The organism is Jiangella endophytica (genome assembly GCF_003427025.1).
GTDB lineage: Bacteria > Actinomycetota > Actinomycetes > Jiangellales > Jiangellaceae > Jiangella > Jiangella endophytica.
Map to the genome: position 1 here is coordinate 181,002 of NZ_QVAI01000006.1, position 24,953 is coordinate 205,954.

Sequence of the window (24,953 nt, forward strand, 5' to 3'; positions counted from 1 at the left end):
CGGAGCCGGCGTCAAGAGCGCCCGCGGCATGCTTCACCGCCGCGTAGCGGAGCCGGCGGAGTATCCTCCGCCCGCCCGCCCCGTGATCACCGACCCGCTAGCGATCCGCCCGGCCGAGGCGGCGATTCGGCCACCACACACGCGGCCCGATGTCGTAGGCCAGCGCCGGCACCAGCAGCGACCGCACGACGAAGGTGTCGAGCAGCACGCCGAACGCCACCAGGAAGGCGATCTGCGCGAGGAACAGGATCGGGATCACCGCCAGCGCCGAGAACGTCGCCGCGAGCACCAGTCCTGCCGACGTGATGACGCCGCCGGTCACCGCGAGTCCGCGCAGCACGCCGGGGCGGGTGCCGATGCGGCCGGACTCCTCGCGCACGCGGCTCATCAGGAAGATGTTGTAGTCGATGCCGAGTGCCACGAGGAACACGAACGCGAACAGCGGCACGCCGGGATCGGCGCCGGGCCAGCCGAGGACGTGGTCGAAGATCAGCCCGGCCACGCCGAGCGTCGCCGCGAAGCTCAGCACGACGGTGAGCACCAGCAGCACCGGCGCCAGCACGGAACGCAACAGGCCGATCAGCACCAGCAGGATCACCACCAGCACGACCGGGATGATCAGCGTCCGGTCGCGGGCGGAGATGTCGTTGGTGTCGAGCAGCTCCGCCGTGCGGCCGCCCACCAGCACGTCCTCGCCGACGTCGTCGAGGGCGGTGCGCAGCTCCCGGACGGTGCCGACGGCGGCGTCGCTGTCGGCGGAGTCGGCGAGGGTCAGCTCGAGCAGCGCGCGGTCGCCGGCCAGCTGCGGCTCGGGGGCGTTCGCCGCCGGGCTGACACCGTCGACACTCGCGGCCACCTCGGCGACGCGGTCAGCGTCAGCCGCGGGAGCGAGCACCAGCACCGGTGAGCCGGACCCGCCCGGGAAGTGCCGGCTCAGCGCCTCCTGCCCCTCGACGGCCTCGACGCGGTCGAGGAACAACTCGCTCTCGCTGACGCCGTCGGCGCGGAACATCGGCACGAACGCCGCCAGGGCCAGCAGCACGACGCCGGTCCCGGCCCACAGCGCCCGCGGACGCCGTCCGACCAGTCGCGCGACGCGGTCCCACACGCCGGCGTGCTCCGGCGCCGCGGACCCGAATCGCGGCCGGAACGGCCAGAACGCCGCGCGGCCGAGCAGCACCAGCACCGCGGGCAGGAACGTCAGCGCCACCAGCAAGGACGCGCCGATGCCGATGGCGGCAACCGGCCCGAGGCTGCGGTTGGAGTTGAGGTTCGACAGCAGCAGGCACAGCACACCGGCGATGACGGTGCCGCCGGACGCCACGATCGGGCCGGCCGCCCGGCGCAGCGCCGTCGCCATGGCCTCGAACCGGCCGCGGTGTTCGCGCAGCTCCTCGCGATAGCGGGCGACCAGCAGCAGCGCGTAGTCGGTCGCGGCGCCGACGACGAGGATCGACATGATCCCCTGGCTCTGCCCGTTCAACGTCAGCGTGCCTGCGTCGGCCAGCAGGTACACCACCCATGACGCCAGCCCGAGCCCGAACACCGACGACACCAGCACGGCGACCGGCAGGATCGGGCTGCGGTAGACGACCAGCAGGATCACCAGGACCACCGCCAGCGCGACGACGAGCAGCACGCCGTCGATGCCGGCGAACGCCGACCCGAGGTCGGCGGCGAACCCGGCCGGGCCTGTCACGTGGACGGCGGCACCGGCCGCGTCGCCCAGTGTGGCGCGGATCTCCTCGACGACGGCGTCGATCTCGGCCTCGCCGGACGTGTCGAGCTGGACGACGGCGGTGAGCGCCCGACCGTCCTCCGACGGGATCGGCGGGCTCACCGGCGGTGTGACGCCGTCGAGGGCGGCCACCCGCTCGAGCTGCGCCGCGGCCTCGCCGGCGGCGTCCGGCGCCAGCCCGTCGGAGTCCTCCCAGACGACGACGGCGGGCAGCACGTCGGCGTCCTGGAAGTCCGCCCGGGCGTCGGCGACCTCGGTCGACTCGGCGTCGGACGGCAGGAACGCGGCGTTGTCGTTCTCGGCGACCTCGCCGAGCCGGCCCGCGAAGGGTCCGCCGACGGCGCCGACCGCCAGCCAGCCGAGCAGCAGGAGGACGGGGACGATCCAGCGCAGCCGGGTGGCCATGGGCCGCCTTTCTCTCGATGGTCGAAATTCTCGATCGTCGAGATATTACCCGCGAGCGGCCTCGTCGCGCTCCCGGTGTGCGATGACCGCCTCGAGCGCCGTCGACAGGAACCGTCCGACCGCGTCCAGCTCGCGCTCGTCGAAGCCCTCCAGCCGGGTCGCCATGTCCGTGGCGAGCGGCCCGAAGTAGGCCGGCCCCAACGCGACGGCCGACGGTTCGAGGCGCACGAGCACACGGCGGCGATCGTGCGGGTCGGGCTCGCGGCGCAGGTGACCGGACGCGACCAGCCGGTCCACCAGCGCCGTCACCGACGCCGACGAGAGCCCCAGCTCGCGCCCGATGGTCCCCGCCGTGACATCGCGCCCCTCGCGCGCAGCCGCGACCAGCACCAGCAGCGCCCGGGCGGCGGAGTGGTCGAGGTCGTGGGCGGCGCCGAACCGGCGGGCGAGATCGGCCATCTCCGCGCCCAGCGCCTGGAGCTGCCGGACGACGGCGTCAGTGCGCGCGTCCCTCGGTCCTGCCTCGCCGGGTGTCTGCGTCGCCATGCGGTCATGGTCGCAGACATCGCCGAGCGCACTCGGACCCATCCGCCGGCCGCGCCGCCTCGAACACTCCGAGACTCGGATCCGTTCTGGAGGGACGTTCTCATGATCTGGCCCGCTCGCGTGATGGGGGGACTGACCGCCGCCTACGGTGTCGCGGTCGCCGTGTCTCCCGCCGTGCTCGCCAAGCCCTGCGAGCTGGTGGAGCCGGACGGCTCGCTGGCGCCGTCGACGCGGATCCTGTGCCGCGCCATCGGCCTGCGCGACGCCGCCTCCGGTGCCGCCATGCTGACCGCCCCGGCCGGCCCGGCGCTGACCTGGGCGACCGCCGTCCGCGTGGCTGCCGACGCCGCCGATGCCGCCGGACTGGGTGTCACCCTGCCGTCGGCGCGGGCGCGACGCAATGCCGCGCTGGTCGCCGGCGGCTGGAGACTGCTCACCGCCGCGGCCGGGCTGCTGGCCGCACGGTCGTCGCCCCACTGACCACTGCAGCCGCGACCCGGCGCCATGCCGCACCGGTCGGCTGTCCGTCCGACCATCGATCACCGCGACCGGGTCGACCAGCCATCGCAGCCGGAGCGTCGCCGTCACGCCGTGCTCCGGCCCACCGCGGCCGGCGCGCACCGGTCGCGCCGCGAGCCCGTCCCCCCACACGACCGCCGGCCTCCGCATGTGCGGAGGCCGGCGGTCCGTCCCGTCCCCGGTGCGGGTCACATCGGCGGCATCAGCACGCCGTCGATCAGGTAGACGGTGGCGTTGGCCGTCGTCACGCCACCACAGATGACGTTCGCGTCGTTGACCGTCATCGCATCCGGCGTGCCGGCCACGGTCACCGGAGCGCCCTGGACCGTGGTCTGCTCACCGATCACCTGGTCGGGCGAGAGCTGGCCCGGCACCACGTGATACGTCAGCACCGTCGTCAACAGGTCCGCGTCCGTGCCCAGCGTCTGCAGCGTCGCCGGGTCCACCGCGGCGAACGCGTCGTCCACCGGCGCGAACACGGTGAACTCGCCACCGTTGAGCGTGTCGACCAGGTTCACCTGCGGGTTCAGCTCGCCGGACACCGCCGCGACCAGCGTCGTCAGGATCGGGTTGTTCGACGCCGCCACCGCGACCGGATCGTCGGACATCCCCTCGACCGATCCCTCGCCGTCGGGCACCTGCGACGCGTAGTCCGCACAGCCCGGACCCACAGGCCCGGCCATCGGCTCCTCCGTCATCTCATCGGCCGGGGTGCTCTCCTCGTCCTCGGGCGTCTCCATCGAGGAGTCGTCCTCGGGCGCGGCCGTGCTGTCGCCGTTGCCGCCGGCCGTCGAGTCGTCGCCGTCGTCACCACAGGCGGACAACGTCAGGGTCAGAGCGGCGGCCGTCGCCAGCAGGACGGGGACTCGTCTGGTCAGAAGCTTCATGATCGGGTTCCTCTCGGGTCGTCGATGGGTGTGCTGGTGATGCCGGGACTCAGACCACGCGCACCACCACCGAATGCCAGCCGCTGGACCCGTCTGGGAACGGCGGCGCCTGCTCGTCGGTCTGCCGGTCGCCGGCTCCGTCGGTGGCCCGGACGCGCAGCGTGTGGTTGCCCGGCTCGGCATCCCACTCCCAGAGCCACTGGCGCCAGATGTCGGCGGACGCCTCGTCGGCCAGCCGCGTGGGCCGCCAGTCGCCGTCGCCCACCTGCACCTCGACGGCGGAGATACCGCGGTGCTGCGCCCACGCCACCCCGGCGACGATGTTCCGGCCCGCGGGAAGTTCGGCGAACGATCCCGGGACGTCGATGCGCGAGGCGGTCTTGATCGGGGCCTTCGCCGCCCAGCCACGGTCGGTCCAGTAGGCGGTGGCGCGGTCGAAGCGGGTCAGCTCCAGTTCCGTCACCCACTTCGTGGCCGAGACGTAGCCGTACAAGCCGGGCACGACCAGCCGGGCCGGGAAGCCGTGCTCCACCGGCAGCGGTTCGCCGTTCATGCCGATCGCCAGCAACGCGTCCCGCCCGTCCCTCACGACGTCCAGCGGCGTGCCGGCCGTGAATCCGTCGACGCTGGTGGACAGCACCATGTCCGCGTCGGGGCTGGGGTCGGCGCGGTCCAGCAGGTCGGCCAGCGGGTAGCCGAGCCAGACGGCGTTGCCGGCCAGTTCGCCGCCGACCTCGTTGGAGACGCAGGTGAGCGTGATCATCCGCTCCACCAGGTCCAGCTCGAGGACGTCGGCGAAGTCGAGCTCCACCTCCTGTCCGACCATCCCGTGGATGCGCAGCCGCCAGTCGGCCGGCACCACTCGCGGTAGATCGAGCGCGGTGTCGACGCGATAGAAGTCGCGGTTCGACGTGGTGAACGGCGTCATCCCGTCGACATCGAGCGCGGTGCCGGCGGAGACCGCGGGCGCCGCGTCGCTCGGCGCCGGCAGCCGCAGCGCGTCCCGTGCCTCGCGGACGTCGGCCAGGGTCCGCCCGAACCGCCGGCCGCCGACCGCCGTGAGGACGGCCAACCCGGCCACGGCAGCGGTCAGCAGCAGCACCTGCCGCCGTGACGGCCGCCCGGCGTCGGGGGTGGCGTCAGGACCGGCCTCCGCGCCACGTCCATCGCTGCCGGGTCCGGCCGGGCCCGCATCGCTCGTCGATAGGTCTGTTCCCGCACCGGCCGCCGCGGCCCGGAGCCGCGCCACCAGCAGAGTGAGCCCGGCAGCCCCCACGGCGACGCCGGCGAGCGTCGGCACCACCCACCCCGCCGTCGCCGTCGGCCGTCCCACCGCGGCGACGACCGCCACCGCCCCCAGCGCCAGGAGCACTGCCACACCGGCCCGGCGCCGCCACAGCTCCAGCAGCCCGCCCGCCGCCGAGAGCACCAGCAGCACCCCGGCCATCCCGGCCAGCAGCACCTGCTTGTCGTTCTCGCCGAACGTGCGGATGGCGAAGCTCTTCAACCACTCCGGCGTCAGGTCGACGAAGGTGTTGCCGACGGCCAGGAACGGTGCCGCGGCCGGCTCCACCACCAGCGCCGCGACCAGCTCGCCGACGCCCAGAGTGAGACCGCCGGCCGCGATCCCGGCCAGTACGGCCAGGCCTCGGGTCCCCCACCGGTGCGTCGTCGCGCTCATGCCCGGTGTTCGGCACGGTCCCGGGCACGGATTGGTCGCGGTTCGGGAATCAGCCGTTCGGCCCGTCGTCCACAGGGCCATCGGGATCCGCCGGTTGTCCACATTTCCCGATCTCCCGATGGCGCTCGGCGACGCCGTCAGCAAGAGTGGACGCATGCCGAACAACTGTGCGAAACTGAGTTACCAGAAGGACACTTATAGCGACGGTCGAGATGCTGTCGCCGGGCTCGATGCTCGCCGACCGCACCCTCCAGCCGGTCGAGTACGGCGCGGCGGCCATCCCGCACTTCTGGCTGGTCGAGTTGTGCCCAGAGCTCAGTCCGGCGGCGCACGCCCCGCCCGGCGGGACCCGACGGCGACGGCGCATCGGAAGCCGGAGACCCATCAGAAGCGGCCGGCCGGGCAAGCCGTGGCACGGGCGGCGCGACCGACGGCACCCGCCGCGCCACGGCGACGCGGCCGCCGCTGCGAGCCCGGCGGCACCGGCAGCGCGGGCCATCCCAGCCACACGAGCCACCCCCAGCGACACGGGCCGCGGCAACGCACCCCCGGGCGCCCGCAACGCGCTGAACAGCTCCGATACCCGGGAACGCGACCACAGCAGGGCGTTCGCCGACACCGAGGTCGGCACATGAACGGCCGGCCAAACGGCCGCGATCAAGGGCGCGGTTCCGGGCCGACATCGAGGTCGCGGAGCTGGCTCCGAACCGTTGATCCCGCCGACCGGGCGGGCGTAGGCTTTTCCGCGACCCCCAGTCGGGGTGATCACAATCCAACCGCTGCTACGGGAGCTCCCTGTGCCCAGCCGCACCGCGTCCGCGCGTCCCTCAGCCCAGACCTCCAAGCCGTCAACGCCGTCGCTGGCCGCCGCGTCAGCCGAACCCTCACAGCCGCCCGGCACCTTCCGCCGGCTCGCTCCCTATCTCCTCCGCCATCGCGGCACCTTGATCGTCTCTGTCGTCGTGGCCTTGGCCTGGGCGGTCGCCGTCGCCGCCGTCCCGGTGACCCAGGGCCGGGTGGTCGACGACGCCATCGACACCCGGTCCGCGCCGCTGATGCCGTTGATCCTGCTGCTCATCGGCCTGGCGGTGGCCCGTTTCATCCTGTCCAGCTGGTGGCGCTACGTCGGTGGCGTGACCGCCTTCCGCATCCAGGACGACCTGCGCCACGACGTGTACGACACGTTGCAGCGCCTCGACTTCACCGGCCACGCACAGTTGCAAAGCGGCCAGCTGGTGTCGCGCATCAGCGGCGACCTGCGCTATGTCCACATGCTGCTCAGCTGGATCCCGCAGGTGGCGGCGACACTGCTGTCGTCGCTGCTCGCGGTGATCGTCATGTTCACGCTGTCCCCGCTGATCGCCGCGCTGGTGGTCGCGGTCATCGTGGTGGTGTTCGCGGTCACCAACCGGCAGCGCCGCCAGGTGTACGCGGCCGGCTGGGACGCCCAGGACCGCGAGGCGGAGATGACCTCCCGCGTCGAGGAGGCCGTCACCGGTGTCCGCGTGGTCCGCGCGTTCGGCCAGCAGCCGGCCGAGACCGCGCGGCTGCACGGCGCGCTGCTCGACATGTTCCAGGCCCGGGTCCGGGCGGTCCGGCTGCGGGCGCCGTTCATCGCGTCGCTGCAGGGCGCGCCGCTGTTCGGCCAGGTGCTGGTGCTGCTGGCCGGCGGCCTGCTGGTCATCGAGGGCCAGCTCACCATCGGCGTGTTCCTCGCCTGCACCGGCTACCTCGCGGAGCTGATCGGCGCCGCTCGCGTCGCCGGCATGGTGCTGACCAACGCGCCGCTGTGCAAGGCGGCCACCGAGCGGGTCGGTGAGCTGCTCGACCTGCAGGCCGAGATCACCGAGCCGCTGCGCCCGGTCCCGGCCGACGAGCGGGGCGGCGCGGTCTCGTTCCACCAGCTCCGGTTCGCCTACGCCGACGGCGACGGTCACCAGGTGCTGCGCCGCTTCAGCCTCGAGGTCAAACCGGGCGAGACGGTCGCGCTGGTCGGGCCGTCCGGCTGCGGCAAGTCGACGGCGCTGTCGATGCTGCCGCGGTTCTTCGACGCCGACGCCGGCACGGTCACCGTCGACGGCATCGACGTGCGCCGGTGGTCGCTGCCGGAGCTGCGCCGCCGCATCGGGGTGGTGTTCGAGAACAGCTTCCTGTTCTCCGACAGCATCGCCGCGAACATCGCCTACGGCCGCCCCGACGCCGGCATCGACGAGATCCGCGCGGCCGCCCGCGCGGCGCTGGCCGACGAGTTCATCGACGCGCTGCCCGACGGCTACGACACCGTGGTCGGCGAGCAGGGCATCACGTTGTCCGGCGGGCAGCGGCAGCGGGTCGCGCTGGCCCGGGCGCTGCTGGCCGAGCCGGACATCCTGCTGCTCGACGACGCCACCTCGTCGGTCGACGTCAAGGTCGAGGAGCTCATCCACGCCAACCTCGAGCCGTTCCTCGCCAGCCGCACCGTCCTGCTGGTCGCCTACCGCGAGTCCACGCTCCGGCTGGCCGACCGCGTCGTGCTGGTCGACGACGGCCGGGTCGTCGACGAGGGTGGGCACGCCGAGCTGCTGGAACGCAACGCGCTGTACCGCGATCTGTTCGGCGACGGTCCCGGCACCGAGGTCGCCGACCGGACGACGGACCTGATGTCGCACGCCCGCGCCGGACGGTTCGAGGCCACGGCGTCGGCATGGGAGTCGCGGCAGGACGCCACCGGCTCGCTGCCCAGCCTGCAGCTCGCGGTGCCGCCCGCGGTCGCCGAACGCATCGCCGCGCTGCCGCCGCCGCAGGACCCGCCGAACGTCGACCTCGAACGCGAAGGCGGCACCCGCGGCCCGCTGCGGCTGCCGTCATTCCTGCGCCCGTACGTCGGCGGCCTGCTGGTCGGCCTCGCGCTGGTCATCCTGGAGGCGGCGATCACGCTGGCCAACCCGATGCTCGTGCAGGAGGCGGTCGACGACGGCATGCGCGCGGGCTCGGCCAGCGTGCTGCTGTGGGTGTGCCTCGCGGCGGCGGTGCTGGTCGGGCTGCTCTGGGTGGACCAGCGCACGGGCTACCTGTGGACGACGCGCAGTACCGAGCGGCTGCTGCTGGCGATGCGGGTCCGCATCTTCGGCCAGCTGCAACGTCTGGGCATCGACTTCTACGACCGCACGCAGGCCGGCCGGGTCATGACCCGCATCACCTCCGACGTCGACGCGATCGCGCAGCTGTTCCAGGTCGGGCTGATCAACGCCGTCGTCAGCGTCGCCACGTTCGCCGGCATGACGGTGGTCGTCGTCGCGCTGGACCCGATGCTGGCTCTGGTCGTGCTGGGGGTCGTGCCGTTCGCCGGCGCCGTCACCTGGTGGTACCGGCGGCGCGCCTCGGTCGCCTACGACGACGCCCGCGAGCTGCTGTCGACGATCAACGCCGACGTGCAGGAGAGCATGGCCGGCATCCGGGTGACGCACGCGTTCCGGCGCGAGGCGGTCAACCTCGGGCGGTTCGCCGGACTCGGCCGCCAGTACGTCACGGCCAGCCTGCGCGGGCTGTACGCGACATCGGTGTACGTGGCCGCGATCGAGCTGCTCTCGGTGCTGGCCATCGCGGCCGTGCTCTGGGTGGGAGCGCAGCGCATCGAGGCAGGCACGCTGGCGCTCGGCACGCTGATCGCGTTCCTGCTGTATCTCGCCCAGGTGTTCGCGCCGGTGCAGCAGCTGTCGTCGGTGTTCGACGTCTACCAGCGGGCGCGCACGGGGCTCGTCCGGGTCCGCGCGCTGCTGGCGTTGGAGACGTCCACGCCGGTGCGGCCCGACGCGATGCCCGTCGACGCGATCGCGGGCGACCTCCGGTTCGAGCAGGTCCGGCTGCGCTACGCCAGCGCCGCCACCGACGCCGTCCGCGACGTCGACCTGCACGTGCCGGCCGGTCAGCGGGTCGCGTTCGTCGGGCGAACCGGCGCCGGGAAGTCGACGCTGTCGAAGCTGGTCGCGCGGTTCTACGACCCCACCGACGGTCGCGTGCTGGTCGACGGCCGGCCGCTCGACGACCTGGACGTCACCAGCTATCGGCAGCACCTGGGGTACGTGCCGCAGGAGCCGTTCCTGTTCTCACGCACCATCCGCGACAACATCGCCTACGCGCGGCCCGACGCCAGCGACGCCGAGGTCGAGGCGGCCGCCCGCGCCGTCGGGGCGCACGAGTTCGTCACCCGGCTCCCGGGCGGCTATCACCACGTGGTGGCCGAACGGGGCCGCTCGCTGTCGGCCGGCCAACGGCAGCTGGTGTGCCTGGCCCGGGCACTGCTCGGCGACCCGTCGATCCTCATCCTCGACGAGGCGACGTCCAACCTGGACCTCGCCAGCGAGCGGAAGGTCAACCAGGCCATGCGGGTGGCGTCGGCCGGCCGCACCACGATCGTCGTCACGCACCGTCCGCAGTCGCTGCACTGGGTCGACCGTGTCGTCGAGGTGGCCGACGGCCGCATCACCACCGACGAGCCGGCCCCGCGCTACGTCGAGCGAGTGCTGAGCCGGGCGAGCTGAATCACCCGGCCGGCCGGGGGTCACCCGGCCGGCCGGGGAGCTTCAGCGAGCCATGTTCGCCATGTTGGTGCCACTGATGACGGCGTGCCGCAGGGAACGGCCCGGGTCACCGGCGCCACCGGGCGCGCTGTCGTCCTCGTAGTTGGGGTTGTGGTAGCCGCGCGGACGGTGCCGCCGGAAGATCGCGTCGTAGTCGATGTCGCTGCGCGGGTCGCCGAACGGGATCATCCGGTAGCCCTCGCCGACGCCGACCGGCTGGTCATCGCGCCGCTCGCCGTCCTTGGCGTGGTAGAGCGGGTAGCGCAGCGGCTGGGCCGCGATCTGGTCGATCGGGCTGAAGATGCTTTCGCGGCGCTGGCCGTCCCAGTCGTAATACCAGCGGAATCGGTGCTGGGCCGAGTGCGCCCAGTAGATGTCGATCTCGCAGAGGCACTTCGTGCTGGGCGTGATGTCCAGGTAGTACTGCATCCGGCGGATGCCGGACTCGCCGCGCACCATCTGCGGCTGCGGCAGTGGCGCACCGGTGACACGGTCGACCGTCACCTGGACCATGGGGCCGTCCTGCAGGAAGCCGTACGCGTCGGCGTGATTGTGCGGGTACATGCGGATGCGGTGGGCGTTCCAGGACAGGTCGTTGATCGCCTCCCACTTCTGGGCGGCGAGGTCCCAGGCCTCCTTGGTGCCACTGCCGGTCGGGTCACCGCCGGTGCCCATGTAGGGCATGCCGAGGATCGAGGCGAACTCGAGCTCGACCTGGAAGCGGTCGTAGTCGTCGGCCGTCATGCCGCCGTTCGGGCCGCCCGGCCAGCTGTTCGGGATGAAGCCGTGGTTGCCGATCGCCTCCAGCCCGGCCTCGTCGAGGAAGCCTCGCAGCGTCCGTGCGTAGTTCAGATAGGCCGGGAAGTTCTGCCGGAGCAAGGTGCTGCCCTGGGTGAGCGGGGGAACGTTGCCGCCCTGGTTCTCGGCGTTCTGGCTGTAGCCGGCGAACTCCACCTGCTTGAAGCCGGCGTTCGCCAGGAACAGGAACACCTCACGGAAGCCGCCGGGCAGCGGCACGAGCGGGCCGAGGTCGTCCGGGTCGACCGGGAAGTTCGGGCCGCCGAGATACCCCGTGGTCGGTGCCGGGTTGTTCCAGATGCCGCGCCGCGCGGTCGCGTCGCGCTGGGTGTACAGGATGGTGCCGCGTTTGCCAGGGGGCAGCAGCGGGTTGGGCACGTTGCTCACCAGCGGACCGGCCAGCGCCGGCGCGGCCGGTGCGATGGCGGCTGCCGCGAGCGTGCCGGCGCTGATCGTCAGCAGCCGGCGCCGGCTCAACCTGTGTTCCTGAGCCATGGTCGTCTCCTCGCTCCGTCGAAAGTGCGGGACCGTTGCTCGAGATGCTCACTGCACCGGAGCCGGCTGCGGCCAAGGACTTTCTACGAGAGCTGTGGAAAGCCGCCCCGATGTTGGGGAAACACTAGCGGCATCTTGCCGTAACTTCGACCCACCTAGATCGAGATTGTCCGGTTTGTGCCATGGCAGCGCCGTGACCGCGGTCCGCCGTGCCACAGTGGGGCATGCCGGTGCCCGCGCACGTCCGCCGCCGCTGCCAGGACCTCCTCGAGGACGGCGAGCAGATCGGCTACCTCATCCCCATCACGGCCGTCTGGTTCGGCAGCGTGATGTCCGGCGTCGACTGCTACGTCGCGGTCACCGATCGGCGCATCGCCGTGCTCACCGGCGGCCTGCTGCGTCGCGACCGGCCGATGGAGGTCAACCTGCGCTACCCGCGCACGACCCGGCTCGGCCCGGTCGAGTACGGCCCGGCACCGACGTTCCGGCTCGGGGAACGGCTCTACGAGATCGAGAACGAGTACGTGCCGGCGGTGCATGCGGCCGACGCGGAGTTGGACGGCCTGCTGCCCGAGGACCCGTTCCCGGACGGGTGACCGCCCAGCCGACAGCCTCATGGGCAACCCGGCGACAGGCCCGGCCGGCCGCGGCCCCCGCCGGCGCAGGCGTCGAGAGTTCCATGACGACTGGCGAGAACACCGCGAGGCGCCGCCTGGACGGCGCACAGTAGGCCACGGACCCGGGAGACGCGCCCGGACGAGGGAGCGTCCGATGGAGGTGGGGCGGCAGTGAGTTCGGCTTCCGCGCGAACCCCTGACCAGAGGTTGGTGCCCGGCAACGACGACCCACCCGTCATCACGATGCCGACCGCCGGTGCATCGACGCGAACCGGGGCGGCAGTCAGCGCTGATGAACGACGGTGATCATCAACGATCGCGTACGAGACCAGGCGTCGTCCCGCTCCACCAGGCGCGCACGCCTCGCGGTGCACCTGAACGCCTCATGACGGCCCGCCGCCCGCTCCCGAGAACCCGGGGCGCAACCGACCGGCCGGGACGCCGAGGGCCGGTGCCACCGGTCCGCATCCCGTCGAGGCGGCGGAGCGAGGCCGCGATCAGCCCAGCCGGGAGGCCTTGTAGAAGCCCTCGATGTGCTCGGCGACGAGCTTGGCCGCGCTGTCGCCGTCGCCGTCGGCGATAGCGGCGAGGACGGCGCGGTGCTGGGCGCGCAGGAGGGCCGCGACCGGCGTCCAGTCGGGCACGTGGGGCGCGGCGGCGATGACGTAGCCGTGAATCGCCTCGCGCAGCGACGCCATGATGGTCGAGACCAGCACGTTGCCGGCCAGCGTGGCCAGCGCGACGTGGAATTCGGCGTCGAGGAGGTGGAAACGCTCCCGCGGCAGGTCGGGTTCGTCCATGGCGTCGAGCAGCTGCTGCGCCGCCGCGACCTGCGACGGAGTGGCACGGCCGGACGCCTCGCGCACGGCCCACGACTCCAGCAGCACCCGGGTCTGGACGATGTCGCCCATCGGCAGGTGGCTGGTCGCGAGATGCAGCCGCAGGGCGGCGGTCAGCGGCGAGCCCGGGTCGGCGACGATGACGGCGCCGGCGTCGGGGCCGGAGCCGACCGAGGTGCGGACGACGCCCATGGCCTCGAGGACGCGGATCGCCTCGCGCACCGACGGCCGGCTGACGCCGAGCTGGCCGGCGAGGGCGCGCTCGCCGGGCAGGCGGTCGCCCAGCCTCAGCTTCCCGGCCGCCAGGTCGGCCTCCACCTGGTGGAGCACCAGCTCGTGGGTCCTCACGCAAGAACCCTACTGATACCTTGTGGTCTGACCACATGGCTGACGTCCACGGAGCCGCTCCATGACCGACCGACAACTCCCCCGCTGGTCCGAGCTCAGGCCGTTGCTTCGCACCAAACGGCCCACGCTGAACCCGACCGACCGCCGGCTGGCGAATGCCCTGACCATCGCCGACCTGCGGCGCATCGCGCGGCTGCGCACGCCGCGGTCGGTGTTCGACTACACCGACGGCGCGGCCGAGGCCGAGATCAGCCTGCGCCGGGCCCGGTCGCTGTTCGCGAACCTGGAGTTCCGGCCGTCGGTGCTGCACGACGTGTCCGAGGTCGACACCACGACGACGATGCTGGGCCAGCCCGCCGCCCAGCCGTTCGCGTTCGCGCCCACCGGCTTCACCCGGATGATGAACCACGAGGGCGAGAGCGCGGTCGCCCGGGTCGCCGAGCGCGCGGGCATCCCGTATGCGCTGTCGACGATGGGCACGACGTCCATCGAGGACGTCGCCGCCGCGGCGCCGCGGGCGCGCAAGTGGTTCCAGCTGTACGTGTGGAAGGACCGCTCGGCCGGCGAGGACCTGGTGAAACGGGCCGCGAACGCCGGGTTCGAGGCGCTGGTGCTCACCGTCGACGTGCCGGTGGCGGGCGCCCGGCTGCGCGACGTCCGCAATGGCTTCACCATCCCGCCGACGCTGACGGCGAAGACGGTGCTCGACGCCGCCGCCCACCCGGCGTGGTGGATGAACATGCTGACCACGAAGCCGCTGCAGTTCGCCTCGCTGACGTCGTGGAAGGGCACCATCGCCGAGCTGCTGGACATGCTCTTCGACCCGACGATGACCATCGACGACCTCGCGTGGCTGCGGTCGATCTGGTCCGGGCCGCTCATCGTGAAGGGCGTCCAGACCGTGGACGACGCCCGGCGGGTGGTCGACGCGGGGGCTGACGCGATCGTGCTGTCCAACCACGGCGGCCGCCAGCTCGACCGCGCGCCGGTGCCGCTGCGCATCCTGCCCGAGGTCGCCGCTGCCGTCGGCGACCGCACCGAGATCTACCTCGACACGGGCATCACCAGCGGCGCGGACATCGTCGCGGCGAAGGCTCTGGGCGCCGACGCCTGCATGGTCGGCCGTGCCTACCTGTACGGGCTGATGGCCGGTGGCGAGCGCGGCGTGGCCCGGGCCGCGGAGATCCTGACCACCGAGGTCCGGCGCACCATGCAGCTGCTCGGTGCTCGTACGGTGGACGAGCTGAACCCCAGCCACGTCCGGCTGCCCTGACTCGCACACCCGCACCAGACCACCCGACACGAGGAGACGACATGCAACTGCTGCGCATCGGCGACCGGGGCGCGGAACGTCCCGCCGTCCGCGCCGACGACGGCACGGTCTACGACCTGAGCTCGGTCACCGGCGACATCGACGGCGCGTTCCTGGCCGGCGACGGCGTCGCGCGGGTCCGTGCCGCGCTGGCCGAGGGCGCGCTGCCGCAGCTGCCGGGCGACGACGCGCGCATCGGCGCCCCGATCGCCCGGCCCGGCAAGGTGGTGTGCATCGGGCTGAACTACCGCGACCACGCAGCCGAGACCGGCGCCGCGCTGCCGGAAGAGCCGATCATCTTCATGAAGGCGCCGAACACGGTCGTCGGGCCGAACGACACGGTGCTGGTGCCGCGCGGCAGCGTCAAGACCGACTGGGAGGTCGAGCTGGGCGTCGTCATCGGCCAGGAGGCCCGTTATCTGGACGCCCCCGAGGACGCCTCGGGCGTCATCGCCGGCTACGTCATCTCCAACGACGTCTCCGAGCGGGCGTTCCAGCTCGAGCGCGGCGGCCAGTGGGACAAGGGCAAGTCGTGCGAGACGTTCAACCCGCTCGGCCCGTGGCTGGTGCCGGCCGACGAGGTCGACGACCCCGGCAAGCTGGGGCTGCGGCTGTGGGTGAACGGCGAGAAGCGGCAGGACGGCACCACGGCCGACCTGATCTTCGGCATCGAGCACGTCATCTGGTACCTGAGCCAGTTCATGGTGCTCGAGCCGGGCGATCTGGTGAACACCGGCACGCCGGCCGGCGTCGCGATGGGGATGCCCGGCCAGCCCTACCTGCGAGCCGGCGACGTCGTGGAGCTGGAGATCGACGGCCTCGGCCGGCAGCGCCAGGTCTTCACCGACGCCTGAGCCACACCCGTTCCCCGAACACGCGAGGGGCCGGCCGCCTGAATCAGGCGCCGGCCCCTTCCCGCGTCAAATCCCCCGTGCATCTCCGCGGTGATGCGTTGACGACTCCGTCATCACCCGTGAGCGGACTCGTACTTCGCCAGGATGTCGGACGGGATGCGACCCCGGTCGGACACCTTTAGGCCCTGGTCGCGAGCCCATTCCCGAATGGCCGTCGTGTCGGTGCGGTTGGCCCGGCCACCGGTGGCAGCGGCTCGGCCACGCCCCCGCCTGGCCGACGCCCGGCGCGCCGAGGCGACGTAAGGTGCCAGCGCGTCGCGCAGTTTGCCGGCGTTCTTGGACGACAGATCGATCTCGTACGTGGCTCCGTCCAAGGCGAAGCTCACGGTCTCGGTGGCTTCACCGCCATCGAGATCGTCGAGCAGAATCACCTGAACCTTTTGCGCCATCGTTGATCCTTCCTGCGGGGGTGCACTCGAAGATTAGGTGTGACAACACTATTGTTACGCCTTGGAACACTGATTTTCAATTCGTCTGCCGCGAGTCGGCCCGCCCGTTTTGTGTTGCGGTACCCATTCGACGTAGCATCCGCACGTTACCCAGAGTATTCGGCTTCACCCGGTCGAGGTCGAGGAACTCGGCAACGCCTTCGTCAGCCGACCGCAACAACTGTGCGTAGACGTCCGTGTCTACCGGCGTACCTTGCACGCGTTCGAATCCGTGTCGGGCGAAGAAGTCGACCTCGAACGTGAGACAGAACACCCGTACGACACCGAGTTCTTCGGCCACCCGCAGCAAACGGGACAGCAGCACGTGGCCGACACCATGCCGCCGCCATTCCGCCGCGACGGCGAGGGTGCGGACCTCCGCGAGATCCTCCCACATGACGTGCAACGCACCACACCCGATGACGGTGCCTGGCACGTCGTCCGAAACCGTTTCGGCCACCCAGAACTCCTGGATGTCCTCATATAGGGTGACCGTCTCTTTGGATAGCAGGATCCGCTGTGCCGCGTATCCGTCCAGCAAGGCACGGATGTGCCGTACATCGGCGGTACGGGCCCGCCGCACCCGAAAGCGCTGATCCGGCTCGATATCAGCCGGCGGCGTCATTCCGGCTTCACCAGCGGGAACAAGATCGTCTCGCGAATGCCCGAGTCGGTGAGCAGGATCATCAGCCGGTCGATTCCCAGCCCCATGCCGCCGGTGGGTGGCATGCCGTATTCGAGGGCGCGCAGGAAGTCCTCGTCGAGCTGCATGGCCTCGGGGTCGCCGGCGGCCGCCTTGAGCGACTGCGCCGTCAGCCGCTCCCGCTGCACCACGGGGTCGACGAGTTCCGAGTACGCGACGCCCATCTCGACGCCGCGGATGATGAGGTCCCACGCCTCCGTGAGCCGCGGGTCGTCGCGATGCGGCCGGGCCAGCGGCCGCACCTCTTCCGGATAGTCGCGGATGAACGTGGGTGCCAGGAACGTGTGCTCGGCCAGCTTCTCGAACAGCTCGAGGACGACCTCGCCGTGCCCCCAGGACGGGTCCAGCCCGACCTCGTACTTCTCGGCCAGCTCGCGCAGCCGCTCGACCGGGGTGTCGATGCTGATCTGCTCGCCGACGGCCTGCGAGACGGCCTCGTGCAGGGTGACGTGCTGCCACGGCGCTTCGAGGTCGATCTCGCCGCCCCGGCCGTCGGGCACGACGGTGGCGCCAACGGCCCGCGCGGCGTCGACCACCAGATCGCGGGTGAGCTCGGCCATCGTGTCGTAGTCGCCGTACGCCGCATAGGCCTCGAGCATCGTGAACTCGGGGCTGTGCGTGGAATCGATACCCTCGTTCCGAAAGATTCGGCCGATCTCGTAGACCTTGTCGACGCCGCCGACGATGGCCCGCTTGAGGTACAGCTCCAGGGCGATACGCAACGTCATCGGAATGTCGAACGCATTCAGGTGCGTCTGGAATGGACGCGCCGACGCGCCGCCGTGGATGAGCTGCAGAACCGGCGTCTCGACCTCGAGGTAGCCGTGCCGATGCAACGTTTCTCGCACCGCCCGGGTGACGGCGGCGCGAGTTCGCACCATGGTCCGGGCGTCTGGATTGACGATGAGGTCGACGTAACGCTGCCGGACCCGGGTTTCCTCATTCAAATCCTTGTGCGCCACCGGCAGCGGCCGCAGCGCCTTGGAAAGCATGGTCCAGCGGTCGGCCGACACCGACAGCTCGCCGCGCTTACTGACGATGACCTCACCCTCGACGCCGACGTGATCGCCGATGTCGACCAGATGCTTCCACGACGCCAGGCTCTCCTCGCCGACCCGGTCGAGGGAGAGCATGACCTGGAGTTCGGCGCCATCGCCTTCGCGCAGCCGGGCAAAACAGAGTTTGCCGGTGTTGCGCAGGAAGATCACCCGGCCGGCGACGGACGCGCGGTCGCCGGTTTCCTCGCCAGGGGGCAAGTCGGGATAAGCCGCCCGCAGCGCGCCGAAGGTGTGGCTGCGCGGGAATCCGAGACGATAGGGCGGCTGCCCCGAGGCCAGCAGCTCCGCGCGCTTCTCGCGCCGGATACGCATCTGCTCGGGCAAATCCTGTTCGTCGCTCGGCGGCAGTCCACTCATGAGGGACAAGCCTAGGCCTTATGCGCACCTCCTCGTTCACGGGCAGCCGCGCACCGGTTGCCGCCGATGCGACGGAACTGTCACGCTGGAGGGTGGAGGTGAGGTCGATGAGCACTGTGGAAGTCGTCGACCGTGGCGCCCGCGAGATCGTCGTGTTCCTCTCCGGCGTGGTCGGCACCGACCCCGACGACGCGTTCGGCCCGGCCATCGACCGGGTCGACCGCCTGGAGCAGCTGAACGCGCTCAACCACGTGGTCGTCAACATGCACCAGGTCACCGGCATGAGCGACGCCGCCTTCGAGTTCCTGCGCGAGCTGTCCTCGCGCGGCCGGTCGAAGGGATTCGAGGTGTCATTCGCCGCCGTGAGCGGGCCGGCGCACCGGGCCATCGAAGCGCACGGCTGGTCGTTCGTCGAGCACAGCCCCGATGTGCCGGCCGGGCGGCGCGACTACCGCTCGTAGAACCCCTGCCGCCAGCTCGCGTGCTCCGGCTTCCAGCCGAGCTCGCGCCGCGCCTTGGCGTTCGACGAGCCGCGCAGTGCGGTCATGAACGTCACGCCGAACTCGCCGATCAGCGGCCGGGCCAGCCGGGCCGGCAGCCTGAGCGGCTTCTTCGCGCCGATCGCGGCGGCCAGCGTGGTCAGGACGTCCGCGGCCGGCGCGGGATCGTCGTCGACGATGTTGTAGACGCCCGGCGCGCCGCCCTCGATCGCGGCCAGCGTGGCGCGAGCGGCGTCGTCGATGTGGAGGATCGACCACACCGCGGTGCCGCCGCCCACGATCGGCAGCCGGCGCTTGCGCAGCAGGTCCGCGACATCGCCGGTCAAGCCGGTTCCGTGGCCGTAGAAGCTGCCGTAGCGCAGCGCCAGCCCGTCGATGCCCGAGGTGCCGGTGGTGGCCTGCTCGACGTACTGGATCGCGCGCAACGCCTCGACGGCGCCGGTCGGCGGAGGCGAGGCCAGCGGTTCGTCCTCGGTCTTCACCGGGCCGCCGATGCGCGCGTTGGGCCAGCCGGTGTAGCTCTGCGCGACGAAGCGGGTGGCGCCGGCCTCCAGCGCCGCGGCGAGCAGGTGATCGGTGCCCTCGGTCCGCAGCAGGTTGGTGGCGTGGAAGCCCTTGTCGATGCGCTTCAGGTCGCCCATCCCGTCGCCCAGCGCGGTCTGCTGGTGGACGACGACGTCCGGCCTCGCGGCGCGAACCGCGGCCTGGACACTGGCGGCGTCCAGCCCGTCCATCACCGCACCCTCGGCGCCGGCGGCGCGCAGCTCGGCGATCTTGGACTCCGACCGGGTGGTGCCGGTCACCTCGTGTCCAGCCTGCACCAGCAGCGGGACGAGGGAGCGTCCCAAGGCGCCGGTGGCGCCGGCCAGGAAGACTCGCATGTCGTTCTCCTCTTCTCGTGTCCTGCCCCCTCCGACGAGGGCACCCGCCGTCCTGTGACAGGATCGGCGGCGTGACCGATCTCGCGGTCGCCCACGACGACCTGCGGCCGCTGATGTTCTCGGTGGCCTACCGCATGCTGGGCAGCGTCAGTGAGGCCGAGGACGTCGTGCAGGAGGCGTTCCTGCGCATGTACCGCGCCGGCGAGTCCGGCACCCGGGCCGACAACCCCGAGGCGTACGCCACCACCGTCACCACCCGGCTGGCCATCGACGCACTGCGCTCGGCCCGGCACCGGCGCGAGCAGTACGTCGGGTCGTGGCTGCCGGAGCCGCTGCTGGCCGGCGACGACGACCCCGCCCGGCGGGTCGAGCAGACCGAGTCGCTGTCGACGGCGTTCCTCGTGGTGCTCGAGACGCTCTCGCCGGTCGAGCGGGCGGTGTTCCTGCTGCGCGAGGTGTTCGGCTACGCCTACGACGAGATCGCCGCGATCGTGGAGCGCAGCGAGGCCAACTGCCGGCAACTGATGACCCGCGCCCGCAAGCACATCGAGGCGCGGCGCCCGCGGTTCGAGCCGTCGCCCGATCGCCGGGACGAGCTGGCCCGCACCTTCCTCGCCGCCATGAACGACGGCGACGTCGGCGCGCTGGAACGGCTGCTCGCCGAGGACGTCGTGTTCGAGGGCGACGGCGGCGGCAAGACCGCGGCGGTGCGCAAGCCCCTGGTCGGCGCGCTGCAGGTGGCGCGGTTCCTGGCCAACCTCGGCCGCACGGGCGCGCAGATCGGGGCGACGGTGGCGCCGGTGACGGTGAACGGCCAGCCCGGCGCCCGGGTGTCCGGGCCCGACGGCGCCGTGGTCGGCGTGCTGTCGCTGACCATCGTCGACGGCCGCATCACCGGCGTGCACAACCAGATCAACCCCGACAAGCTGCAGCACCTGGGGCCGGTCGGCGACCTCAACGCCCTGCTCCGCGCCCCGAAATGATCACGTTGAGTGGGGGTGTTCCCGCTCTACCACCCATGCATGCCTAGTGGGACGTGAACTCGCCTGGGCCGGGCTCGGAAAGCGCTTGCCGCACACACCACCAGGCGTTCTCACGCTTCACCAGGCATGCATGGGTGGTAGAGCGAACACACCCCACTGAACGTGATCATTTCAGGCGGGGTGGTTGCGGTCGAAGACCAGCCGCAGGCCCATCAGCGTCAGCCACGGCTCGTGGAACTCGATCGTCGCCGCCTCGTCCAGCACCAACGGCGCCAGCCCACCCGTCCCGATCACCGTGACACCGTCGATTCCCACCCCCAGCTCCGCCGCCATGCGGGTGACGATGCCGTCGACCTGGGCGCTGAAGCCGTACAGTGCGCCGGACTGCAGCGCCTCGACCGTGTTCTTGGCGATGACCGACCGGGGCCGGACCAGTTCGACCCGGCGCAGCTGGGCCGCGGCGTTGCGCAGTGCCTCCAGCGACACGTCGATGCCGGGAGCGATCGCGCCGCCGATGTACTCACCGCGCGCCGAGACGACGTCGAACGTGGTGGCGGTGCCGAAGTCGACGATGATGCACGGCCGCCCCGTGCCGTACTTGTGCATGGCGGCGAGCGCGTTGACGATGCGGTCGGTGCCGACCTCGCGCGGGTTGTCCATGAGGATCGGCACGCCGGTCTTGACCCCCGGCTCGACCAGCAGCGCCGGCACGTCGGCGAAGTAGCGCTCCGTCAGCCACCGCACCTGGCGCTGCACCACGGGGACCGTCGAGCAGATGGCGACGCCGTCGATCGGCTCGTCGGTCCCCGCGAACAGCCCGCGCAGCAGCGCCATGAACTCGTCGGTGGTGCGCGACGGCACGGTCGCCACGCGCCAGTGGTGCCGCACCTCGAGGCCGTCGAGCAGCCCGATGACGGTCTCGGTGTTACCGACGTCGATCGCCAGCAGCATGCGCTCAGTGTGCCTCGACGGCGACCACGTCGAGGCCGAGGTCCAGGGCCTGGACCGAGTGCGTCAGCGCCCCGGTGGACAGGTAGTCGACGCCGGTGGCGGCGTAGGCACCGGCCTGCACCAGCGTCAGCCCGCCACTGACCTCGAGCCGGGCCCGTCCGTCGACGACCTTCACGGCCTCGAGCACGTCGTCGACGCTGAAGTTGTCCAGCAGGACGAGGTCGGCGCCGGCCTCGACCGCCTCGCGGGCGCCGTCGACGTCGTCGACCTCGACCTCGACGGCGATGCCCGGGTAGGCCCGCCGGACCGCCTGGAAGGCCGCCGTGATGCCGCCGGCCGCGGCGATGTGGTTGTCCTTGATCAGCGCCGACTCGGACAGCGTCGACCGGTGGTTGACCCCGCCGCCCACCCGCACCGCGTACTTCTCCAGCGGGCGCAGCAGCGGCGTGGTCTTGCGGGTGTCGCGGACGGCGGCCGGGGTGCCGGCCAGTGCGTCGACCCACGCTCGGGTGGCGGTGGCGATGCCGGACAGCCGGCTGGCGAGGTTCAGTGCGGTCCGCTCGGCCAGCAGCAGCTGGCGGGTGCGGCCGTGCACGGTCAGGACCTTCGACCCGGCCTGGATCTCCGCGCCGTCGGCGGCGTGCCGCTCGATCTCGACGCCGGCGTCGGTGGCCGCGAAGACCGCCTGGGCCACCGGCAGCCCGGCGAGCACGCCGGCCTCACGCGCGCCGAGGACGGCGACCGCCAGCTGGCCGGCGGGCACCGTGGCGGCGGTGGTGACGTCCTCGCCGCCGCCGAGGTCCTCTTCCAGGGTGGCCCGGACGAGGTCGTCGACGTATCGGGGATCGAGACCCGCCTCGCTCAGCGCGAGTGCCACGGGCTCGGGCAAACTCATCGTTACTCCTTCATGGGCTCATATGTCGTCGTGAGCACGCCGTCCGGGTCCACGACGCTGACCAGGTGGCCGCGCCAGCGGGGGTCGTCCCGGTCCGGGAAGTCCTCACGCCAATGGCCACCACGCGTCTCCTCGCGCATGGCGGCATGCCGACCGAGCGTAACGGCCACAGTGTGGAGATTTGTCGTCTCCCAGGAATCCGGGGTCATTCGCTCACTCATGGGATCGGCGGCGAGGCTCGCCAGCCGGGCGGCGAGCGTCGTCAGCGACGATTCCGAGCGGAGCACACCGGCGCCGGCGGTCATGGCCGACTGCACGAACGGCCGGGCGTCGGCCGGGAGCAGACCGACCGGGCCGCTGCGCTCGACCGGGTCGCCGGGGTGGGCGTCGCCCAGCGACGACGCGAGGTCCTCGGCGATGCGGTGGCCCCAGACCAGCCCTTCGAGCAGTGAGTTCGACGCGAGCCGGTTGGCGCCGTGCACCCCGGTGCAGGACACCTCGCCGCACGCGTACAGGCCGGGCACGCTGGTGCGGCCGCGGCGGTCGGTGCGCACGCCGCCGCTGGCGTAGTGCTGGGCCGGCGCGACGGGCACGAGATCGGTGGCCGGGTCGATGCCGTAGGAGCGGCAGCGGGCGACGATCGTCGGGAACCGCTCCTCGAGGAACGCCGCGCCGAGGTGCCGTGCGTCGAGCCAGACGTGCTCCGCGCCGGTCTCGGCCATGGCCGTCATGACGCCCTTGGCGACGACGTCGCGCGGGGCCAGCTCGGCCAGCTCGTGCCGGCCCTTCATGAACCGGCGGCCTTCGACGTCGCGCAGGACGGCGCCCTCGCCGCGGACCGCCTCGGAGATCAGCGGCTGCTGGCCCTTCGCGGAGCGGCCGAGCCAGAGCACCGTCGGGTGGAACTGGACGAACTCGAGGTCGGCCACCTGCGCACCGGCCCGCAGCGCGGCCGCGACGCCGTCGCCGGTGGCGACCGGCGGGTTGGTCGTCGACGCGTAGACCTGGCCGAGCCCGCCGGTGGCCAGCACGACCGCCCGGCCGAGTGCGGCGCCGACGCCGCTCTGGCGCCCGGCGCCGATGACGTGCAGGACAACGCCGCAGGCCCGGCCGGCGGCGTCGGTGAGGACGTCGGTGACCAGCGCGTGCTCGACGACCTCGATCTGCGGGTCCTCGCGGACCGCGGCCAGTGCCTCCAGCAGCGCCCGCGAGATCTCCTTGCCGGTCTGGTCGCCGCCGGAGTGCGCGATGCGGTCGCGGTGGTGGCCGCCCTCGCGGGTCAGCGCGATGGAGCCGTCGGCGGCCAGCTCGAACTCCGCGCCCAGCTCGACGAGCTCGCGGACCCGCCGCGGGCCCTCGGTCACCAGCGTGCGGACGGCGGCCTCGTCGCACAGCCCGACGCCGGCGACGAGGGTGTCACGCAGGTGCTGCTCGGGACTGTCCTCCGGGCCGAGCGCCGCGGCGATGCCGCCCTGTGCCCACGCCGTCGCGCTGTCGGACAGCAAGGTCTTCGTCACGAGGAGGACCCGGCCGGCCTTGCGGGCCTCCAGCGCCGTGGTCAGTCCGGCGATGCCGCTGCCGACCACGACGACGTCGGCGGACACCGTCCAGCCTGGGTCTTCTGTGCGCATGCGGCGGGGTATGCGTACTCCGGTCACGCGCCAAGAGCCTACGCCCCGGGGTGTCAGGGCAGGTCGACGTCGATGTTGTCGATGAGTCGCGTGGTGCCGGCGCGGGCGGCGACGAGCAGCCGGGCCGGCCCGCTGACGGGGTCGGGTGCGAGGTCGGCGGAGCGCAGCTCCAGGTAGTCGAGGTCGACGCCCGACAGCTCGGAACGTGCGGCGGCGAGGACGGCCCCGGGCCCGCCGGCCGCCGCGGCCGCGCCCGCCTCCAGCGCCCGGGCCAGCACGGGCGCGGCGGCCCGCTCGTCCGCCGAGAGGTACCGGTTGCGGCTGGACAGCGCCAGCCCGTCGGCCTCGCGGACCGTGGGCACGCCGACGATCTCGTACGGCAGCTCGAGGTCGGCCACCATGCGGCCGACCAGGACCAGCTGCTGGTAGTCCTTCTCGCCGAACAGCGCGTAGCTGGGCACGGTGAGGTTGAGCAGCTTCGCGACGACCGTCAGCACGCCGGCGAAGTGGCCGGGCCGCACCGCGCCCTCCAGCTGCCCGCCCAACGGTCCGGGCGCGACGGTGACCTGCGGCTCGCCGTACGGGTACAGCTCCTCCGTCGCCGGTGCGAAGACGACGTCGACGCCCTCCTCGGCGCAGGCGGCGAGGTCGGCGCCGAACGGGCGCGGGTAGCGGTCGAAGTCCTCGCCCGGGCCGAACTGCAGCGGGTTCACGAAGATCGTCACCAGCACGACACCGCCGGTGCCGACAAGGTCGCGGGCGGCGCGGATGAGGGCACGGTGGCCCGCATGCAGCGCGCCCATCGTCATGACGACGGCGCTCTCGTTCTCGCCGCGCGACAACGCCTCGGCGAGCTCATCGCGGGTACGGGCGACGATGGGGTCGGTCACGCCGCCACGGTACCGGGC

21 protein-coding genes are annotated in these 24,953 nt (G+C 72.1%); 7 read left to right on the forward strand and 14 right to left on the reverse strand.

Features of this window, described 5'->3' with window-relative positions; genetic code table 11:
• Positions 1-97: 97 nt before the first annotated feature.
• Together DZA62_RS14750 and DZA62_RS14755 are read right to left on the reverse strand one after the other, a co-directional pair.
• A complete protein-coding gene (locus DZA62_RS14750) occupies positions 98-2,143 on the reverse strand; it encodes an MMPL family transporter (protein WP_116949653.1) in 2,046 nt (681 codons plus the stop codon).
• Positions 2,144-2,188: 45 nt separating this feature from the next.
• The gene (locus DZA62_RS14755) at positions 2,189-2,689 is read right to left on the reverse strand and encodes a MarR family winged helix-turn-helix transcriptional regulator (RefSeq protein ID WP_157987686.1); all 501 of its coding nucleotides are present in this window, start codon (positions 2,687-2,689) and stop codon (positions 2,189-2,191) included.
• Positions 2,690-2,791: 102 nt separating this feature from the next.
• Here DZA62_RS14755 and DZA62_RS14760 point away from each other — a divergent pair, with 102 nt between their 5' ends.
• Entirely contained in the window at positions 2,792-3,169 is a 378-nt protein-coding gene (locus DZA62_RS14760; protein WP_116949655.1) for a hypothetical protein, read from the forward strand.
• 227 nt (positions 3,170-3,396) lie between these two features.
• Here the strand turns inward: DZA62_RS14760 and DZA62_RS14765 are convergent, their stop codons facing one another.
• Together DZA62_RS14765 and DZA62_RS14770 are read right to left on the reverse strand one after the other, a co-directional pair.
• Positions 3,397-4,095 carry a fasciclin domain-containing protein gene (locus DZA62_RS14765; RefSeq protein WP_116949656.1) on the reverse strand — a complete coding sequence of 233 codons (699 nt, stop codon included), beginning with the start codon at positions 4,093-4,095 and terminating at the stop codon, positions 3,397-3,399.
• Between the two features lie 49 nt (positions 4,096-4,144).
• Entirely contained in the window at positions 4,145-5,776 is a 1,632-nt protein-coding gene (locus DZA62_RS14770) for a molybdopterin-dependent oxidoreductase (protein ID WP_116949657.1), read from the reverse strand.
• Between the two features lie 944 nt (positions 5,777-6,720).
• Between DZA62_RS14770 and DZA62_RS14780 the strand changes: the two genes are divergently transcribed.
• The gene (locus DZA62_RS14780; protein WP_198663777.1) at positions 6,721-10,296 is read left to right on the forward strand and encodes an ABC transporter ATP-binding protein; all 3,576 of its coding nucleotides are present in this window, start codon (positions 6,721-6,723) and stop codon (positions 10,294-10,296) included.
• A gap of 42 nt (positions 10,297-10,338) precedes the next feature.
• Here DZA62_RS14780 and DZA62_RS14785 read toward each other — a convergent pair whose 3' ends face one another.
• Positions 10,339-11,628 (reverse strand): TIM barrel protein, encoded by a 1,290-nt coding sequence (locus DZA62_RS14785; RefSeq protein WP_116949660.1) that lies wholly within the window; start codon positions 11,626-11,628, stop codon positions 10,339-10,341.
• Positions 11,629-11,852: 224 nt separating this feature from the next.
• Here DZA62_RS14785 and DZA62_RS14790 point away from each other — a divergent pair, with 224 nt between their 5' ends.
• Positions 11,853-12,224 carry a hypothetical protein gene (locus tag DZA62_RS14790; protein ID WP_116949661.1) on the forward strand — a complete coding sequence of 124 codons (372 nt, stop codon included), beginning with the start codon at positions 11,853-11,855 and terminating at the stop codon, positions 12,222-12,224.
• Between the two features lie 518 nt (positions 12,225-12,742).
• On the opposite strand, the gene DZA62_RS14795 is transcribed toward DZA62_RS14790, so the two are convergent.
• Entirely contained in the window at positions 12,743-13,432 is a 690-nt protein-coding gene (locus DZA62_RS14795) for a FadR/GntR family transcriptional regulator (RefSeq protein WP_116949662.1), read from the reverse strand.
• A gap of 61 nt (positions 13,433-13,493) precedes the next feature.
• Between DZA62_RS14795 and DZA62_RS14800 the strand changes: the two genes are divergently transcribed.
• Positions 13,494-14,705 (forward strand): alpha-hydroxy acid oxidase, encoded by a 1,212-nt coding sequence (locus tag DZA62_RS14800; RefSeq protein WP_116949663.1) that lies wholly within the window; start codon positions 13,494-13,496, stop codon positions 14,703-14,705.
• A 41-nt stretch (positions 14,706-14,746) separates the two neighbouring features.
• The gene (locus DZA62_RS14805; RefSeq protein ID WP_116949664.1) at positions 14,747-15,598 is read left to right on the forward strand and encodes a fumarylacetoacetate hydrolase family protein; all 852 of its coding nucleotides are present in this window, start codon (positions 14,747-14,749) and stop codon (positions 15,596-15,598) included.
• Between the two features lie 113 nt (positions 15,599-15,711).
• On the opposite strand, the gene DZA62_RS14810 is transcribed toward DZA62_RS14805, so the two are convergent.
• The 3 genes from DZA62_RS14810 to lysS all read right to left on the reverse strand — a co-directional run bounded on the left by DZA62_RS14810 (position 15,712) and on the right by lysS (position 18,204).
• Positions 15,712-16,047: a histone-like nucleoid-structuring protein Lsr2 gene (locus DZA62_RS14810; RefSeq protein WP_116949665.1), complete on the reverse strand. Its 336-nt coding sequence runs from the start codon at positions 16,045-16,047 to the stop codon at positions 15,712-15,714.
• Between the two features lie 76 nt (positions 16,048-16,123).
• Positions 16,124-16,711: an amino-acid N-acetyltransferase gene (locus DZA62_RS14815; RefSeq protein ID WP_116949666.1), complete on the reverse strand. Its 588-nt coding sequence runs from the start codon at positions 16,709-16,711 to the stop codon at positions 16,124-16,126.
• The gene (gene lysS / locus DZA62_RS14820; RefSeq protein WP_198663778.1) at positions 16,708-18,204 is read right to left on the reverse strand and encodes a lysine--tRNA ligase; all 1,497 of its coding nucleotides are present in this window, start codon (positions 18,202-18,204) and stop codon (positions 16,708-16,710) included. Before lysS ends, DZA62_RS14815 begins: the two co-directional genes overlap by 4 nt.
• A 107-nt stretch (positions 18,205-18,311) precedes the next feature.
• Between lysS and DZA62_RS14825 the strand changes: the two genes are divergently transcribed.
• Positions 18,312-18,665 carry an STAS domain-containing protein gene (locus DZA62_RS14825; protein ID WP_157987688.1) on the forward strand — a complete coding sequence of 118 codons (354 nt, stop codon included), beginning with the start codon at positions 18,312-18,314 and terminating at the stop codon, positions 18,663-18,665.
• Here DZA62_RS14825 and DZA62_RS14830 read toward each other — a convergent pair.
• Positions 18,653-19,585, reverse strand: a complete 933-nt coding sequence (locus DZA62_RS14830) for an NAD-dependent epimerase/dehydratase family protein (protein WP_116949668.1) — start codon at positions 19,583-19,585, stop codon at positions 18,653-18,655. The two genes, DZA62_RS14825 and DZA62_RS14830, sit on opposite strands and share 13 nt — an antisense overlap.
• 71 nt (positions 19,586-19,656) lie before the next feature.
• Between DZA62_RS14830 and DZA62_RS14835 the strand changes: the two genes are divergently transcribed.
• A complete protein-coding gene (locus DZA62_RS14835; RefSeq protein WP_198663779.1) occupies positions 19,657-20,568 on the forward strand; it encodes an RNA polymerase sigma-70 factor in 912 nt (303 codons plus the stop codon).
• Between the two features lie 171 nt (positions 20,569-20,739).
• On the opposite strand, the gene DZA62_RS14840 is transcribed toward DZA62_RS14835, so the two are convergent.
• From DZA62_RS14840 to panC, 4 genes are read right to left on the reverse strand one after another with little or no spacing between them, the layout of a single operon-like run.
• Entirely contained in the window at positions 20,740-21,519 is a 780-nt protein-coding gene (locus DZA62_RS14840) for a type III pantothenate kinase (RefSeq protein WP_116949669.1), read from the reverse strand.
• 4 nt (positions 21,520-21,523) lie between these two features.
• A complete protein-coding gene (nadC, locus tag DZA62_RS14845) occupies positions 21,524-22,414 on the reverse strand; it encodes a carboxylating nicotinate-nucleotide diphosphorylase (RefSeq protein ID WP_116949670.1) in 891 nt (296 codons plus the stop codon).
• Between the two features lie 2 nt (positions 22,415-22,416).
• On the reverse strand, positions 22,417-24,045 hold the full coding sequence (locus tag DZA62_RS14850) for an L-aspartate oxidase (RefSeq protein ID WP_116949671.1): 1,629 nt from the start codon (positions 24,043-24,045) through the stop codon (positions 22,417-22,419).
• Positions 24,046-24,098: 53 nt separating this feature from the next.
• The gene (gene panC, locus DZA62_RS14855) at positions 24,099-24,935 is read right to left on the reverse strand and encodes a pantoate--beta-alanine ligase (RefSeq protein ID WP_116949672.1); all 837 of its coding nucleotides are present in this window, start codon (positions 24,933-24,935) and stop codon (positions 24,099-24,101) included.
• Positions 24,936-24,953: the final 18 nt, after the last annotated feature.

Excerpts from the sequence above, each read along its gene's own strand:
- DZA62_RS14750 (WP_116949653.1), bottom strand. The coding sequence starts at position 2,143 with ATGGCCACCCGGCTGCGCTGGATCGTCCCCGTCCTCCTGCTGCTCGGC.
- DZA62_RS14755 (WP_157987686.1), bottom strand. The coding sequence starts at position 2,689 with ATGGCGACGCAGACACCCGGCGAGGCAGGACCGAGGGACGCGCGCACT.
- DZA62_RS14760 (WP_116949655.1), top strand. The coding sequence starts at position 2,792 with ATGATCTGGCCCGCTCGCGTGATGGGGGGACTGACCGCCGCCTACGGT.
- DZA62_RS14765 (WP_116949656.1), bottom strand. The coding sequence starts at position 4,095 with ATGAAGCTTCTGACCAGACGAGTCCCCGTCCTGCTGGCGACGGCCGCC.
- DZA62_RS14770 (WP_116949657.1), bottom strand. The coding sequence starts at position 5,776 with ATGAGCGCGACGACGCACCGGTGGGGGACCCGAGGCCTGGCCGTACTG.
- DZA62_RS14785 (WP_116949660.1), bottom strand. The coding sequence starts at position 11,628 with ATGGCTCAGGAACACAGGTTGAGCCGGCGCCGGCTGCTGACGATCAGC.
- DZA62_RS14790 (WP_116949661.1), top strand. The coding sequence starts at position 11,853 with ATGCCGGTGCCCGCGCACGTCCGCCGCCGCTGCCAGGACCTCCTCGAG.
- DZA62_RS14800 (WP_116949663.1), top strand. The coding sequence starts at position 13,494 with ATGACCGACCGACAACTCCCCCGCTGGTCCGAGCTCAGGCCGTTGCTT.
- DZA62_RS14805 (WP_116949664.1), top strand. The coding sequence starts at position 14,747 with ATGCAACTGCTGCGCATCGGCGACCGGGGCGCGGAACGTCCCGCCGTC.
- DZA62_RS14810 (WP_116949665.1), bottom strand. The coding sequence starts at position 16,047 with ATGGCGCAAAAGGTTCAGGTGATTCTGCTCGACGATCTCGATGGCGGT.
- DZA62_RS14815 (WP_116949666.1), bottom strand. The coding sequence starts at position 16,711 with ATGACGCCGCCGGCTGATATCGAGCCGGATCAGCGCTTTCGGGTGCGG.
- lysS (WP_198663778.1), bottom strand. The coding sequence starts at position 18,204 with ATGAGTGGACTGCCGCCGAGCGACGAACAGGATTTGCCCGAGCAGATG.
- DZA62_RS14825 (WP_157987688.1), top strand. The coding sequence starts at position 18,312 with ATGAGCACTGTGGAAGTCGTCGACCGTGGCGCCCGCGAGATCGTCGTG.
- DZA62_RS14830 (WP_116949668.1), bottom strand. The coding sequence starts at position 19,585 with ATGCGAGTCTTCCTGGCCGGCGCCACCGGCGCCTTGGGACGCTCCCTC.
- DZA62_RS14840 (WP_116949669.1), bottom strand. The coding sequence starts at position 21,519 with ATGCTGCTGGCGATCGACGTCGGTAACACCGAGACCGTCATCGGGCTG.
- nadC (WP_116949670.1), bottom strand. The coding sequence starts at position 22,414 with ATGAGTTTGCCCGAGCCCGTGGCACTCGCGCTGAGCGAGGCGGGTCTC.
- DZA62_RS14850 (WP_116949671.1), bottom strand. The coding sequence starts at position 24,045 with ATGCGCACAGAAGACCCAGGCTGGACGGTGTCCGCCGACGTCGTCGTG.